This is a genomic window from Streptosporangium sp. NPDC023963 (assembly GCF_040639135.1).
In the GTDB taxonomy this organism is placed as follows: Bacteria; Actinomycetota; Actinomycetes; order Streptosporangiales; family Streptosporangiaceae; genus Streptosporangium.
The window spans coordinates 79,774-95,113 of the sequence record NZ_JBEZZK010000012.1 but is presented as its reverse complement, the minus strand read 5'-3'; the positions used below and the strand labels follow the sequence as shown (position 1 = coordinate 95,113).

Sequence of the window (15,340 nt, the reverse complement as noted above, 5' to 3'; positions counted from 1 at the left end):
ATGAGATGCGCGCAGAGGTAGTGGTCGAGAGCGCAGCCGACCCGTTGCGTCTGGTCACCCGCCTGGCCGGGTCCGGGCTGTTCGACGACTACACCGTGTACGAGCGACCGGGTCTGTGGACCTTCGCGGGCGGAGTCGCGGGCGAGGTGATCCTCGAACCCGGAGTCGTGCGCAGCCGCTGGCTGGACGGGCCCTCCCTGGCCTCCGCGACCTCGATGGACCCGCTGGAGTCGCTCGTCTCGTTCGACTCGATGCGCTCGGTGCACTCGCTCGACTCGGTGGACGAGCCGTGGTCCGGCCGTCCGGCCGCGGCGCTGGAGGCGGCGTTGCGGGCCGCCCCGTGGCCGGTCTGGAACGCCTACGGCTGGATCGCGTTCGAGTTCGCCGCGCTCACCCCGGCGGGCAGGCTCGCCCACCTGGTCGTGCCGCGCACCGAGGTGCGCATCGAGGCGGGACGCGCGCTGGTGGTGAGCGTGGACCCCGACGAGGCGGAGCGGGTCGCCGAGCTGCTGTCCGGCCGGGGCGGTGTGCCCAGGCCGCCGGCACCGGCGCCGTCACCGGTCGACGTGCGCCCCGGCGGCGACGTGTACCGGTCGCGGGTCGCCCAGGCGATCTCCGAGATCGACGCCGGGCTCTACGAGAAGGTCATCGTCTCCCGGCGGCTGCCGATCCCGTTCCCCGTCGACGTCGTCGCGACGTACGCGTGCGGCCGGGCCGCCAACACCCCGGCCCGCTCCTTCCTCCTCGACCTGGACGGCTTCCAGTCCGCCGGGTTCAGCCCCGAGGTGCTGGTGAGCGTCGACGGGCACGGCACGGTGACGACGCAGCCGCTGGCCGGCACGCGGGCCTTCGGCCGGGGCGAGGACGTGGACTCGAAGACCCGCCGCGAGCTGGAGAACGACCCCAAGGAGATCTTCGAGCACGCGGTGTCCGTACGCGCCTCGCAGGACGAGCTGTACCGGGTGTGCGCGCCCGGCACGGTCCGGGTCACCGGTTTCATGACGGTGAAGGAGCGCGGCAGCGTGCAGCACCTGGGGTCGAGTGTCAGCGGCGAGCTGTCCCCCGGCCGCACCGGCTGGGACGCGCTCGACGCGCTGTTCCCCGGCGTGACCGCCTCCGGCGTCCCCAAGCCGGGGGCGATCGACGCGATAGCCCGGCTGGAGGAGCCCAGGGGCCTGTACGCCGGAGCCGTCCTGACCGTCTCCCAGGACGGCGCGATGGACGCCGCCCTGGTGCTGCGCGCCGTCTACAGCGAGAACGGCCGGGCCTGGCTGCGGGCCGGCGCCGGCATCGTGTCCGGTTCGACGCCCGAGCGGGAGTACGAGGAGACCTGCGAGAAGCTCTCCAGCATCGCCCCGTACGTGGTCCCGCGCGCCTGAGGAAACGCCACCCCGTCGTTTCCCGCACACCGTCCAATCGTCCGTAGTCCGCCCTCACGCGCCTTCCCCGCACGTGAGGGCGGACCTCCGCGTGAAGGCGCTCAACCCAGGCTCGCGGCGAGCTCCTTCTTGCTGATCTTGCCGACCGGGGTGCGGGGGAAGGTCTCGACCAGCTCGACGCGGTCGGGCCACTTGTATCCCGCCACGCCGCGCTCCTTGAGGAACCGCTTGATCTCCCGGAGGGTCGGCGCCTGGTCCCGGACGATCAGGAAGGCGCAGGTCCGCTCCCCCATCACCGGGTCCGGGGTGCCGACCACGGCGGCGTCGTGCACCGCGGGGTGGGCCAGCAGGTGGTTCTCCAGCTCCTCGGCGGAGATCTTGTCGCCGCCCCGGTTGATCTGGTCCTTGTCGCGGCCCTCCACGACGAGGTGGCCGGAGGGCAGCACCCGGACCAGGTCCCCGGTCCGGTAGAAGCCGTCGGGGGTGAAGGACCGCGCGTTGTGCTCCGGCGCGCGGTAGTAACCGCGCAGGGTGTACGGGCCGCGGGTGAGCAGCTCGCCGACCTCGCCGGGGGCGACCTCGGCGCCGTCGGAGTCGACCACGAGGATCTCGTCGGCCGGGGACAGCGGCCTGCCCTGCGTGGTGTCGACCAGCTCGCGGGGGTCGTCCAGCCGGGTGTAGTTGAGCAGCCCCTCGGCCATGCCCAGCACCTGCTGCACCGCGCAGCCCAGCACGCCGGGAACCTGCGCGGCCCGCTCTGCGGCGAACTTGGCCCCGCCCACCTGCAGCAGCCGGAGCGAGGACAGGTCCTCGTTCGACCAGGCCGCCTCCTCCAGCCAGAGCAGCGCGATGGGGGGCACCACCGCGCACACCGTCACCCGCTCCCGCTCGATGAGGGGGAACGCCTCGTCGGGTGACCCGGAGGGTGCCAGGACGACGGTGCCCCCCTTGGCGAACACCCCCAGCACACCCGGGCAGGCGAGCGCGAAGTTGTGCGCGACCGGGAGGACCACGAGGTAGACCGTCTCGCGGGTGAAGCCGCAGACCTCGGCACTGGCCTCCAGGTTGTAGACGTAGTCGCGGTGGGTGCGCGGGATCAGCTTCGGCAGCCCGGTGGTGCCGCCGGAGAGCAGGAACACCCCCACCTCGGCCGGATCGGGCCGCTCGTACGACACGGGACCGGAGCCGGCGCCCTGACCGGAGTCGAGCGCGGGACCGGAGCCGGTGTCGAGGGCGGGATCGAGGCCTGGATCGAGGTCCGCCAGGGCGGTGAACTCCTGGGCGTCCCCGTCCACCACGACGTGCTCCACGGCCAGCGAGCGGGCCAGCTCGCGGTAGTCGAACCCGCCGTGCACGTCGGGGATGACGTACGCCCTGGCCTCGCTCAGCTCGCACAGGTAGCCGATCTCGCTGCTGCGGTGCGCGGGCAGGGCGAGCACCGGGGCGGCGCCGATCCTGACCAGGGCGAGGAAGACGACGACGAAGGAGGCGGTGTTGGGCAGCTGCACCACGACACGGTCACCGCGCCGGATGCCCAGCCGCGCGAAACCGGCCGCGGCGCGTTCGGCGCGGCGGTCCAGCTCGGCGTAGGTCAGCCGCTCCTTCCCGGCCACGAGCGCGGTCCGCCCGGGGTCGCCACCGCGCAGCACGTCGCCGAGCAACCGGTCGTTCCAGTAGCCCTCGGCCAGGTAGCGCGCCGCGAACTCCTCGGGCCAGGGGGTGAATCCTTCCACGGGTCACCGCCCCGCGATCTGGGCCATCGCGCCCGCGACCGGCTCGGCCGGGTCGGTGCCGAGCGCGACCACCCGGTTGGCGCCGTCCACGTGGACGACGCTGGGCCGGTGTGCCCGCGCCTCCGCGTCGTCGAAGTTCCCGTACGAGATGATGATGACCAGGTGCCCGGGATGGATCAGGTGGGCCGCCGCGCCGTTGACGCCGACGACCCCGCTGCCCGCCTCGCCGGTGATCGCGTAGGTGACCAGGCGGGCGCCGTTGTCGATGTCGACGACATGGACCTGCTCGCCCTCGACGATGTCGGCGGCGGCCATCAGCTCGGCGTCGATGGTCAGGGAACCCACGTAGTGCAAATCCGCCTGGGTCACGGTGGCACGGTGGATTTTTCCGTTCATAAGGACCCGTTGCACTGGCCTGTCCTCTTTCCTTAAGGTCAACTAAGGTAAGCCTCACCTTATCCACTCTGCCCGTCGAGGAGAACCCCGAAGATGCTGCGCCGTCTGGCCATGGACATCAGCCCGCTCCGGACCAGCAGAGCCTTCCGCGACGTTTTCGTGGCGCGCACCGTGTCGGTTTTCGGCATCGGCATGCTGATGGTCGCGGTGCCCGTGCAGGTCTACGCGATGACCGGGTCGACCGTGCACGTCGGCGCGGTCTCCTCCGCCGAGGGCTTCGCCCTGCTCGCGGGCTTCCTGTGGGGCGGCGTGCTGGCCGACCGGCACGACCGGCGCCGGTTGATGCTGGTCGCGCGCACCGCGGCCGGCATCGGCTTCGCGCTGCTGACGCTGAACGCCTTCCTGCCCTCCCCCTCGCTGGCGGCCATCTACGTGCTCGCCGCCTGGGACGGGCTGGCGACCGGCGTGAGCGTCACCGCGCTGCTGGCCGCGACCCCCGCCCTGGTCCCCACCGACAAGCTGGTCGCGGCGGGCGCGCTCAACGCGCTGACCGTACGGCTCGGCTCGATGCTCTCCCCCGCGCTCGGCGGCCTGACCGTGTCGGCGTTCGGCGTCGGCTGGAACTACGCGGCCGCGGCCGTGGGAACGCTCGCCACCCTCGGCCTGCTGACGAGGTTGCCCGCCCTGCGACCGGCCGCCGCCGTCACGGAGAACCCGCTGAGGGCGATCGCCTCGGGGCTGCGGTTCGTGGCCTCGCACCGCGTGGTCGGCTCGCTCATGCTGCTCGGCCTGCTGTTCATGGTGGCGGGCGGCATCCCGGTGCTCATGCCCGCGTTCGCGACCCTGCAGCTGGGCGGCGGCCCGGCCACGATCGGCCTGCTCTACGCCGCGCCCGCCTGCGGCGCGGTGCTCGGCTCGGTCACCAGCGGCTGGGCCGGGCGGTCGCGCGCGCCGGGCAGGGCGCTGCTCGTCGCGTCGGTCTGCGGCTTCGCGCTCCTCGCCTGCCTCGGGCTGGCGACCCATCCCGCGCTCGCCGTCGCGATCCTCTTCGGGTACGGCCTGGTCGCGTCCATCGAGGAGATCCTCCGCTACGGCCTCATCCAGGCGCACACCCCCGACGGCTACCTCGGCCGGGTGAACGCGCTGTGGGCCGCCCAGGAGACCGGCGGCGAGGCCGTCGGCGCGCTCGGCGCGGGCGCGCTCGGCCGCTACCTGGCGCCCGGCACCGCGATCGTCGTGTACGGCGCCGCCAGCGCCGCCCTGGCCCTCGCTCTCGCCCTCACGCTCACCGGCCTGCGCGGCGCGACCCTGCAGGCCGATCCGCGGGACGCAGAACCGCAGGAGACGTAGTCCCGGGACACCCGGCCCCCGGACGCGGAGGCGCACCGGCCCGGGCGCGGGCACCCCGGCGGAACCGGCGGAACCGGTGCGACGGAACGGCTGGAAAAACGGCCGCCTCTGTCAGATGGTGAGGAGTGACAACGAACCCGTCATATCCCTGCCGACGTACGACCATCCCTGCCGACGTACGACCACCGGCGACGTCCGGCCGGCGAGGCATCGCCGGTCCCGGGAGGAGTCCGGAGGAACGACGAGAGGAAGCCCATGGCCCAGACGGCCCAGACGACCGTCGCCCTCCTGCTGTTCGCCGCCCTGACCGGTGGCACGGCACCGGCGCAGTCCGGCTTGACACCGGCGGAGACACGGGTGGAGACACAGGCGGCCGTCCTCGCTCCGGTCGCGGCCGCCGCCCCGGCGACGGACACCGCCGCGCGGGGGAGGACCGCCGCTCCGAATCTCCGCGCGTGCTACGACGGGAAGTGCAACCTCACCCTTTCGAAGGCGGTGCGCTTCCGGGTCAGTCCCCGATTCGGCGTCACCCGGCTGTCCATCTCCTTCAACCGGACCTCCGTGCGGGTGCGGGCCACCGGGCCCGGGGTGACCTCGCAGGCGGTGCTCGGCCTCCGCTCGACGGGGTCGGTCAACGGCATCGGAATACGGGTGGTGTCGCTCTCCCGCGGCAAGGCGGTGCTGAAGCTCTCCCCCAGACGCTGACTCGGGAAGGTGGCGCGAGCGAGGCGGCAGGTATGCGGTCCCGCCGTCCCGGTCCCGGAACCTGGGTGGCGCTCGGCCGTTGAACCGGGCATGGGCAGACTCGTCAGGGCTGTTTCAGCGGCTTCAGCGACCGTTCTTCTCGGCGTGGCCGCCGGGAGTGTCAATGCCACCACCGCGATCCAACCCGTCCATGTCGCACCCGCACACTCCATAGCGGAGCTCACCGAGCGCCTGCGCGCCCACGAGCCGGATGACACGTCGCGATCTCACGGGGCTCACAACTTCTTCTGGCTGTGCACCGAGCTTGGGAGTGTGTCGGTGCGCCGGAATTTTCCGGTGCACGTCGTCCGGCTCGCCACCGACCCGCCGCTGGAGGTCCGCTTCATCCGGGCCTCCGACCCGGCGGCCGCGCGTGAACTGAGCGATGCCGCCACGCGTGTCGCTCAGGGCTGCGCGGGCCCGCCGGATGAGGAGATGGGCGCCGCCACGCGCGGGAAGGTAACCGTCACGCCTTTCCTGCGCGGCGGCTGGTCGGGCGTCCAGGTCGTGTCCAACATGCGCCTCAAGCGGCCGGCCGCACTCCTCTACAGGCCGATAACGGGGGGGCGAGTGGTTGCGAGCCGTGGCGTCTGGTTCGCCGATCTCGCCTGGGAGGTACGGGGAAACTTCGGCTACGCCCCGCGCAGCTGGACGACCCGGGGGCTGCGCGTTGCCGAGTGGGCCCTGTCCCTTGCCGGTTGAGACGGCGACCGCCCTCCGAACGGGCGGCCGGTGCGATCCCCGTTCGGGTGGAGAGGAGTCACGAGTAGCATCATGCCGGTCTCGCCGGACCGGCGAACTCGCCCGAGACGTCCTCCCGGAGGAAGGTGTTCACCGCTTCCACGTACCGGCGGGGTCTCGACATATGGATCACGTGATTGGCTTTGATCTTCCTGTACCGACTGTGCGGTACGAGGCGCCTGATCCGGGCCGCGTCCTCGTCGTCCATCGCGCCGACAAGACCGCGGCCCGGCACGCGCCGCCAGTCACCGTGCAGCACCAGCAGCGGGCACGACACGTGAGTGAGCGCGTCGGCGTGGTCGAGTCCCTCGTAGAACCGGCCGTCGACGAAGGCCCGCGCGAAGTCCACGTCGTACATGGACAGGCACTTGAGCAGCAGGCGGAGCTTGAGAGGGAAGTAAGGGATGTCCACCGGCCGGCCGGGATGGCGAGTCCGGAACGCCTGGACGCGGCGGGACAGGAAGGAGACGAACCAGTCCGGGACGCGCTTCTCCCGGGTTTCGGAGACCGGGAGCGTCAGGCCGCGGAAGTAGTCGGCGAGATCGCGGTGGTGGGGGTCGCCCAGGGTGTCGACGAGGTGTTTCAGCCCGCCGTACACGAAACGGTCCTGGTCACGGAAGCGGGGCATCTCCGCGGAGAACACCGGGGCGTCCTCCAGGATCGCCGCGGCGACCTGATCGGGAAGGTTGGCCGCGCACCACAGGGCGAGGAGCCCGCCGGAGGAATTCCCGGCGATGACGGCGGGGGATCGCACGACCTCGGAGAGGAAGGCCGTCATGTCCGCGCCGAGGTGTTTCCAGGAGTACTCGCCCGGGGTCCAGCTCGACGTGCCGTGCCCGCGCACGTCGAGCGCGTAGACCCGCAGCCGGCGTGACAGCGGCACCAGCACCCGCTGGTAGCTCTCCCAGGTCCCCATCTGCGCCGGCAGCAGGACCAGCGGAGGTCCGTTGTCCGGACCCACCACGTAATTGAGCCGCACGGCCCCGGTGTCGAACCGGTGTTGCCGGAACCCGGCGTCGCGGACGGCCTTGATGTCGATCGTTTCGGATAGGCCCTCATAGGGGTTGCGGTACGGATACGTGCTCATGAGGGTCCTTCTTCCGTGCGGTAGGGGTCGGGGCCCGGTGCGCGGTCTTCGGAGAGGTCCGACGACACGAGCTCGATGAGCTCGCTCAGGGCGCCGGCCAGCGCCGCCCGGCCCTGCGCGCTCATGCGTCCCAAGATGGCCGCGAACCTCTCCGCCGACCGCTGGTCCGTCGTCGTCAGCATCCGTTCCGCCTCGTCGGTGAGCTTCAGCCGGATCCGCCGGTGATCGTCGAGATCGCTCACCCGGTACAGAAGCCCGGCGCGGACCATCCGGTTCACCAGGGCGGACGTGGCCGCGAGCCGCCGTCCGAGGGTCTCGGCCAGCTCTGAGACCGTGCAGCCGCTTCGGCGGCGGACGGCGAACAACACGCGCAGCTGCGGCAGCGTGAGGTCGAGGTCCAGCCACGCGTCCGAACGCTGCAGGGCCAGCATCCGCAGCCGGGACGCCAGGTGCTCGACGTCGCGACCTCCACCCGATGTACTTGCCATGATGTGAATAGTCTACATCGTGTTGACCATCGGGCGTCATCGCCTGATCCGTGATCTCGAGGCCCTGCCTGCTCCACGGTCGGAGTTGCAGGTGCGTCCGGAGGCGGTGCTGTCCACCCGGGACCGGGCGCACGCATCGCCGCAGCCGGCTCAGCGGCCGTGAGCCCAGATCAAACCGCCGCGGCCGGAAGATGCCGCGCCGACCGCCCAGACGGAACCGCTCTCCGGCCGGATGGCGAGGTCACGGACGAACGCGTCCTGGTTCGGCGGAGCCGGAAAGGCGCCCGGCTCGACACCGTCGGCGCCGATGTGCAGAAACCCGCTGCCGCCGCCCTTGGCGTCGTAGACGACCCAGGCCCCGCCTCTGCCGTCGGGCTCCGCCTGGGCGCGCGGCTGGATGCCCGGTTCACCACGGACCTCGAAGCTGAAGCCGCCCAGATAGCCCGACAGCAGCAAAGTCTCGCCGCAGAAGGAGCGCTTCGCACCGCCGCACGGCCAGGCGACCCAGCCGACGGCCATCACCCGGCCGGTCTCACCGTCGACCGCGACATCCGTCAACTCCGAGATCTGGTTCGAGCGCGCGGACGGAATCGCGGGAAGCGCGACCGTGCGCCAGGCCGTACCGGTCCAGCGGGCCAGGGCCGCCGTGCCCCGCACCGAGCCCGCCGCCCACTTGCCGTCGAGTCCTTTGACCACGATCGGCGTGCCGACCTTGCGCCACGCCGACCCGGCCAGGCGCCGCAGCGTGGACCGCGCCTTCCACCCGGCGTCACCGGCCGCGGGGAACGTGTTCGAGTTCTCGATGACCCACAGGTTCTTGCCGATGGCGTACGCCCGATCCACCCGGCCATGGCGCCATCGCTTGGCCTGCCAGCGCTTGCCGTCCCACCGGGCGTACCGCGACGCGCCGAACGCCCAGACCCTGGTGTCGGACGCCGACGTCAGCCGCTTCACCCGGAAGCCCGGCCCGGTGACCCGCTTGAAGGTGGACCGGCCGCCCTTGAGCAGGAGCGACTCGGTGCGGCTCGATCCGCGATCCGGGCGTCTCGTCCCGGCGACCCAGACCGCCCCGCCCGGCGTCACCGTCACCGCGTCGTAGGAGTCACGGAGGTGGTCATGGACGATGCTCCACCGACCGGCCGGTGCCACGGCGTGGGCGGCGGCCGGCCCGGTGGCGGCGAGAAAGGCGATGGCCGCAGCGGTGCCGCGAAACAGCGTTCCCATACGGATGAGACGCGCCTTCCAGCGGAAAAGTTTGCAGACGAAGCACTACCGGCCGGGCTCTCCGGCGCCCAGGCGCTCGGTGAGCTCGTCCTCGGACATGCCCTCGACCATGAGCCAGATCCCGGCGACCGCCTCCAGCCTGCCCGGGGTCTCCTCGACCTCGGTGAACCGCTGGGCGACGCGTGACACGGTCCGCTCGGTGAACAGCGCGCGCAGCGGGAGCGAGGAGGCGTCGAGCGCCTCGCGCAGCCGCGCGATGATGGTGGTGGCCAGCACCGAGTCGCCGCCGAGCGCGAAGAGGTCGTCGTGCGCGCCGACCCTCGGCACGCCGAGCACCTGGCCGACGACCCGGGCCAGCACCCGCTCCAGCGCGCTGTCCGGCGCGACGTAGGGCACGCCCGTCTCCCCCGCCGCCGCGGTGACGAGGGCGGCGAGCGCCCTGCGGTCCACCTTGTTGTTCGCGGTGAGCGGCAGCTCGTCCAGGGTCACCAGCAGGTCCGGGACCATGTGCGGGGGCAGCAGCTCCCGTACGTGGGCGAGCAGCTCCTCGGTCCCGGTCTCCCGCGCACCGGTCTTCCCCGCGCGGGTCTCTCCCGCTCCCGTCTCCGCCGCTTCCGTCTCACCGGCGAGCACGACCGCGGCGGCCAGCCGCGAGTCGGCGAGCAGGCCGACGGCGCGGCGCACCCGGGGATGGTTCTCCAGCGCGGTCTCGACCTCGCCGAGCTCGATCCGGAACCCGCGCACCTTCACCTGGTGGTCGCGCCGCCCGAGGAACTCCAGCGTGCCGTCGGGCCGGTAGCGGGCCATGTCCCCGGTCCGGTACCAGCGGGTGCCCTCGTGGACGACGAAACGGTCGGCGGTGCGCTCGGCGTCGCCGCTGTAGCCGTCCGCGACACCCGCGCCGCCGATCCACAGCTCGCCCTGCGCCCAGTCGGGGCGGTCGCGCCCGGCCTCGTCCACGACCCGGCAGGCCACCCCGCGCAGCGGCACGCCGTACGGGATCGCCGTCCAGTCGGCGGGCACCTCGCCGTCGACCTCGATCACGGTCGAGTGGATGGCGGTCTCCGTCGTGCCGCCGAGCGCGACGAACCTGGCCCCCGGCGAGCGTTCCCGCAGCAGCGCGGGCAGGTGCGTGCCGACCCAGTCGCCGCCGAGCAGGACCAGCCGCAGGCTGGGCACGGGGCCGGTCCGCAGCAGCATCTCCAGCACCGACGGCACGCAGTTGAGCACGGTCACCGACCACCGCCCGGCCAGCTCGGCCCAGCGGGTGGCGTCGCGGCGGTCGTCCTCCAGGGGGATCGCCACGGAACCCCCGCGGGACCAGAGGGCGAACAGGTCGAACACCGACAGGTCGAAGTCGAGGGCCGACACGGCGAGCGACACGTCCGACTCACCGATCGAGAACCGCTCGACCAGGTCGCCGATCGTGTTCATCGCGGCCCGGTGCGAGACCTCGACGCCCTTGGGCTCCCCGGTCGAGCCCGAGGTGAACAGCACGTAGCCGACCTGGTCGGGGGCGACGGGCACCGGCCCGTCCAGCGGCGCGGGGTGCGTCACGGCCGAGGTGAGCGAGACCGCGACCCCGGCCGTCTTGAGGATCCTCTCCCGCCGGGCGGCGGGCTGCCCCGCCCCGACGGGCACGTAAGCGGCCCCGGCCGCCAGCGTGCCGAGCACCGCCACGGCCTGGTCGGGCCCCTTGGGCAGCTCGACGGAGACCCGGTCTCCCGGCCGTACCCCCCGCTCCACGAGATGGGCGGCGACGCGCAGGGCGCGGTCGGCCAGCTCGCCGTACGTGAGCGTGCCCCCGGTGCCGTCAGTGCCGTCGTCACCGGTGCCCCAGTGCAGCGCCGCGAGGCCGGGGGTGCGCCGCGCCCGTGCGAAGAACTCCTCGTGCAGCGTCCGCGCGGGCAGCGCCGGCTGGGCGTTGAGCTCGTGCCGCAGGCGCAGCCGGTGCGGTGAGGCGCCGATCCGCAGCGGCTCGCCCCAGTCGGCGTCCGGCGCGCCCAAGAGGGTGATCGCGCCCGTGTAGGCGGCGAACATCGCGTCGGCGACGCCGTCGGGGAAAGCGGGGTCGCGCACGTCCCAGTTCAGCAGCAGCCCGCCGGAGACCTCGGTGACCTGGGCGTCGAGGAGCACCTGCGGCCCCTGGGAGATGATCCACTCCGGCTCTCCGAAGCTGCGCCGCGCCCGGTCGCCGAACAGCTCGCCGAGATTGAGCGCGCTGGTGTAGACGATCGGCGCGAGCACCTGCTCGCCCCGTGCCCGCGACAGGTCGCGCAGCACCTCCAGGCCGGAGTAGTCGCTGTGCTCGCCGGCCGTGTGCAGCAGTGCCTGCAGCTCGCGGGCGCGCTCGGTGAACGGCAGCTCCCGCGACAGGTCTGCCTCCAGCAGGATGGAGCCGGTGAAGTCGCCGACCAGGGCGTCCACGTCGGGGTGGATCGGCTCTCGGTGGAACAGCGGCAGGTTCAGCAGGAAGCGGGGGGTCGCCGACCAGGCGCCCATCACCTCGGCGAAGACGGCGGCGAGCGCCATCGCGGGGGTGACGCCCTCCCGGTGGGCACGGGCGATCAGCCGCTGCCTGTCCTCGGGGGCGAGCCAGTGGTGTTTGCGGACGACCCGGTCGCCCGGCTGCGGCACGACCGGCAACTCCGGTGGCCCGGACAGCTCGCCGAGCCGCTCGCCCCACCAGCGCCGGTCGCGGGCGCGGGCCTCGGCGCGCGGGTCGGCGGCGAGGTAGCGCGCGTAGCTGTAGCCGATCGGCGGCAGGCTCTCGCCCTCGTACAGCGCCGCGAGGTCGGCCAGCAGGGTGCGGTAGCTCATCGCGTCGGCGGCGACCATGTCGACGTCCAGGTGCAGCCGCGCCGTGCCGGACGGCAGCAGGCTCAGCCGCGCGTCGAAGACGCGGCCCGTCTCGATGGGGAGCCGCTGGGTGGACATCTCGGCGCGCAGCCGTTCCAGCTCCTCGCCGGGATCCGGCGCGGCGCGCAGGTCGTGCACCGTGACGGCGGGTCCGGGCCGCTCCGGCAGGATGCGCTGGGTCCCGTCGTCGGAGATCGCGGCCCGCAGCATCGGATGCCGCTCGACGAGCGCCACGACGGCAGCCTCCAGCCGGGCGGGGTCGATCTCGCGTCCGTCGAGTTCCACGTAGAGGTGCGCGGCGACGGAGCCGAGCGACTGGCCGGAGTCGCGGCCGATCCAGTAGGCGTGCTGCATGAGCGCGAGGGGGAACGGCCCGTCGTCCGGCTCCGCGGCTCCCCGCCGCGTGCCGGGGCCGGCGCCGGGAGCGCCGTCGGGGTCGGCGCCGGCGCCGGGGGCGGCGTCAGGGCCGGAGGCGGAGGCGGAGGCCGGAAGCGGATGCGGTGCGATGGCACCGCGCTCGTCGAGCAGTTCCCACCACTCGGCCAGCGTGGGACGCCGCGCGAGTTCGGCGAAGCCGACCTCGACGCCGAGGCGGCGCAGGCGGCCGGTCAGTCCCATCAGCTGGATCGAGTCCATGCCCAGCTCGATGAGGTTGTCGTGCGCCTCTACCTGCTCTCCGAGCAGCTCTGTCAGCGAACGGTGCAGTTCTTCCCTGGTCAGCACGGAACTCCCCTTAAGTCAGGTAAGGCTAACCTAATTTAGGAGGGTTCGCGCGTCAACGCGCGTCTCATGACAAACCCTGCGATCTCGGAAGCGCGGTCTCTCGCCCCCGGCCGGCCAGGACCGTCCGGTACGCGGTCACCGCGAGACGCGAGTCCCTCACGCCCGCCCTCTCATCCCCTCGGTCGACAGCAGCCAGACCAGGTAGACGCCGCCGAGCACCCCGGTGACCACGCCGACCGGCACCGCGACCGGCAGGTGCAGCGTCACCAGGTCGCTGAACACGAGCAGCGCCGCGCCCATCAGCGCGGCCGGTACGAGCTGCGTACCGGGCCTGCCGGTGAGCCCGCGCGCCAGCTGCGGCGCGGCCAGCGCGACGAACGGGACCGGCCCCACCGCCGCGGTCGCCACCGCCACCAGCCCCACCCCGACCACCACGAGCACGGCACGCGTCCCCTGGACCGGCACGCCGAGCGCCTGCGCCGCGTCGTCCCCGAGCTCGCCCATCCGCAGCCGCCCCCCGAGGGCCAGCACGACCGGCACGAGCACCGCCACGGCCACGGCCAGCGGCCACGCGTGCTGCCAGCCCCTGCCGTTCAGGCTGCCGGTGAGCCAGAACGCCGCCTCGTACGCCTCGCGCAACTCGGCGCGGGTGACGAGGTAGGCGTTGAGCGCCTCGAGCATCGCGGCCGCGGCGACCCCCACCAGGACCAGCCGGTAGCCGTGCACCCCGCCCCGGTAGGCGACCAGGTAGACGGCGAGCGCGGTCAGCACCGCGCCGAGGACGGAACTGGCCGCGATGGCGGCGGCGCCGCCGCCGATGACCAGGATCTGCAGCAGCGCGCCGGTGGCCGACCCCGTGGTGAACCCGATGATGTCGGGGCTGCCCAGCGGGTTGCGCGTGATGCTCTGGAAGACTGCCCCGCTCAGGCCGAGCGCCGCACCGGCGAGCAGGCCGGTGATCGCCCTGGGCAGCCGCAGCGTGAGCACGATGAACTCCGTGGCCCGGTCCCCCTGCCCGGTCAGCACCGCCACCACCTCGGTGAAGGAGATGGGGAACTCACCGCTGCCGACCACGGACACGGCCGCCCCCAGGGTGGCGGCCACCAGCACGACGCACACCGCGACGACGCGCGGCTCCCACCGCAGGGACACCGGTCCGACCCGCAGGACACGACTCATGCTCACAGTTGGGGAACCCTTCCGCGACGGACCATCAGTGCCAGGAGGGGGGCGCCCAGGAACGCGGTGACGATGCCCGTCTCCAGCTCGCCGGGCGCCGCGACCACGCGTCCCGCGATGTCGGCGGCGAGCATCAGCACCGGCGCCAGCAGCAGCGAGTACGGCAGCACCCAGCGCTGGTCGGGACCGACCAGCGCCCGGACCACGAAGGGCACCGCCAGCCCGACGAACGCGATCGGCCCCACGGCCGCCGTGGCGGCGCCGCACAGCACCACGACCGCCAGCGCCCCCAGCGCGCGGGTCCGGCCCGGCCGGGCACCCAGCGCCCGCCCCGTGTCCTCCCCCAGGGCCAGGGCGTTGAGCGGGCGCGCCAGGCAGAGCGCCAGCACCGTCCCCGCCAGCAGGAACGGGCCGATCTGGGCGAAGACCGCGAGGTCGCGCCCGGACAGCGAGCCCACCTGCCAGAAACGGAAGCTGTTGAAACTGCGCGGGTTGAGCAGCATCATCCCCGCCGTCAGCGAGCTGAACACCGCGTTGATCCCGGCGCCCGCCAGGACCAGCCGCGCGGGGGTGGCGCCGGAACGGCCGCGCGACCCGACCAGGTAGACCAGCAGCGCGGCTCCGGCGGCCCCGAGGAACGCCGCCCACACGTAGACGAGGACGTCGTCCACCCGGAACAGGCCGATCACCGTCACCACCGCCACCGCGGCGCCGCCGTTGACGCCGAGCAGGCCGGGTTCGGCCAGGGGGTTGCGGGTCAGTGCCTGCATGAGCGCGCCCGCCAGTCCGAGCGCCGCCCCGACGGCCACCCCCAGCAGCGTGCGCGGCAGCCGCAGCTCCTGGATGATCAGGGCGCCCTCCGAACCGTCCGGGGAGAACACTCCGGACAGGGCCTGGTCGAGCGGGATCTGCTTGGCGCCGATCACGATGCTGCCCAGCACGGTGAGCAGCAGCAGGCCGCCGAGCAGGCACAGACCGGCCAGCCGTTTGGGGAGATACGCGCTCTTTACGGGAGGAGGCACACGCTTCAAGTTAGCCTAACCTAACTGAGGTGTCGACGAACGAGCCAGGCGACACGCACGAATTCCCGGCTTCCCCGGCTTCCCCGGCTTCCCCGGCTTCCCCGGCTTTCCGGCCTCCGGGGCCCAGGGGCACGGTCGCGCCCGCTCCGGGAGGCGGTCGCTCCGGCCCGCGACGGGAAGCACGGTCGCTCCGGCCCGCGACGGGCCATGGAAAGGGCATCGCGGCACCAAGAAGCCACCAGACACGCGCACCGGAATCCGCACGCGGCCCGCGGGTTCCGTACCGTGTACGAAGGCGGCCGCGCCGGATCGGGCGGCGGCGGCACCCACGTCCGGAACAAACCGGTGTGATGCGGTCTTCCGGAAGGGTGGCACGCTTTTCCCCGTGCCCCCGTCGCGTGAAGCACGACCATGG

Annotated in this window: 12 protein-coding genes; 4 read left to right on the top strand and 8 right to left on the bottom strand. The window is 72.9% G+C overall.

The window, feature by feature from the left end:
- Nucleotides 1-5 precede the first annotated feature (5 nt).
- On the top strand, nt 6-1,379 hold the full coding sequence (locus AB0F88_RS30125) for a salicylate synthase (RefSeq protein ID WP_362691474.1): 1,374 nt from the start codon (nt 6-8) through the stop codon (nt 1,377-1,379).
- A gap of 101 nt (nt 1,380-1,480) precedes the next feature.
- Here the strand turns inward: AB0F88_RS30125 and AB0F88_RS30120 are convergent, their stop codons facing one another.
- Nucleotides 1,481-3,112 (bottom strand): AMP-binding protein, encoded by a 1,632-nt coding sequence (locus AB0F88_RS30120; protein WP_362691471.1) that lies wholly within the window; start codon nt 3,110-3,112, stop codon nt 1,481-1,483.
- A gap of 3 nt (nt 3,113-3,115) precedes the next feature.
- Nucleotides 3,116-3,523: an aspartate 1-decarboxylase gene (gene panD, locus AB0F88_RS30115; protein ID WP_362691468.1), complete on the bottom strand. Its 408-nt coding sequence runs from the start codon at nt 3,521-3,523 to the stop codon at nt 3,116-3,118.
- 78 nt (nt 3,524-3,601) lie between these two features.
- Between panD and entS the strand changes: the two genes are divergently transcribed.
- The 3 genes from entS to AB0F88_RS30100 all read left to right on the top strand — a co-directional run bounded on the left by entS (nt 3,602) and on the right by AB0F88_RS30100 (nt 6,304).
- A complete protein-coding gene (gene entS, locus AB0F88_RS30110; protein ID WP_362691465.1) occupies nt 3,602-4,858 on the top strand; it encodes an enterobactin transporter EntS in 1,257 nt (418 codons plus the stop codon).
- Nucleotides 4,859-5,113: 255 nt separating this feature from the next.
- Nucleotides 5,114-5,563, top strand: a complete 450-nt coding sequence (locus tag AB0F88_RS30105; protein WP_362691462.1) for a hypothetical protein — start codon at nt 5,114-5,116, stop codon at nt 5,561-5,563.
- Nucleotides 5,564-5,653: 90 nt separating this feature from the next.
- Nucleotides 5,654-6,304, top strand: coding sequence for a hypothetical protein (locus AB0F88_RS30100; RefSeq protein WP_362691459.1), 651 nt, complete (start codon nt 5,654-5,656; stop codon nt 6,302-6,304).
- 70 nt (nt 6,305-6,374) lie between these two features.
- Here AB0F88_RS30100 and AB0F88_RS30095 read toward each other — a convergent pair whose 3' ends face one another.
- The 6 genes from AB0F88_RS30095 to AB0F88_RS30070 form a co-directional block, all read right to left on the bottom strand.
- On the bottom strand, nt 6,375-7,430 hold the full coding sequence (locus AB0F88_RS30095) for an alpha/beta hydrolase (RefSeq protein ID WP_362691456.1): 1,056 nt from the start codon (nt 7,428-7,430) through the stop codon (nt 6,375-6,377).
- A complete protein-coding gene (locus AB0F88_RS30090) occupies nt 7,427-7,918 on the bottom strand; it encodes a MarR family transcriptional regulator (protein WP_362691453.1) in 492 nt (163 codons plus the stop codon). Before AB0F88_RS30090 ends, AB0F88_RS30095 begins: the two co-directional genes overlap by 4 nt.
- Nucleotides 7,919-8,068: 150 nt before the next feature.
- A complete protein-coding gene (locus AB0F88_RS30085; protein ID WP_362691450.1) occupies nt 8,069-9,142 on the bottom strand; it encodes a hypothetical protein in 1,074 nt (357 codons plus the stop codon).
- A 45-nt stretch (nt 9,143-9,187) separates the two neighbouring features.
- Complete coding sequence (locus tag AB0F88_RS30080) at nt 9,188-12,724, bottom strand: amino acid adenylation domain-containing protein (RefSeq protein ID WP_362691447.1); 3,537 nt, start codon at nt 12,722-12,724, stop codon at nt 9,188-9,190.
- A gap of 156 nt (nt 12,725-12,880) precedes the next feature.
- On the bottom strand, nt 12,881-13,903 hold the full coding sequence (locus AB0F88_RS30075; RefSeq protein WP_362691444.1) for an iron chelate uptake ABC transporter family permease subunit: 1,023 nt from the start codon (nt 13,901-13,903) through the stop codon (nt 12,881-12,883).
- A 2-nt stretch (nt 13,904-13,905) separates the two neighbouring features.
- On the bottom strand, nt 13,906-14,925 hold the full coding sequence (locus AB0F88_RS30070; RefSeq protein ID WP_362691441.1) for an iron chelate uptake ABC transporter family permease subunit: 1,020 nt from the start codon (nt 14,923-14,925) through the stop codon (nt 13,906-13,908).
- Nucleotides 14,926-15,340: the final 415 nt, after the last annotated feature.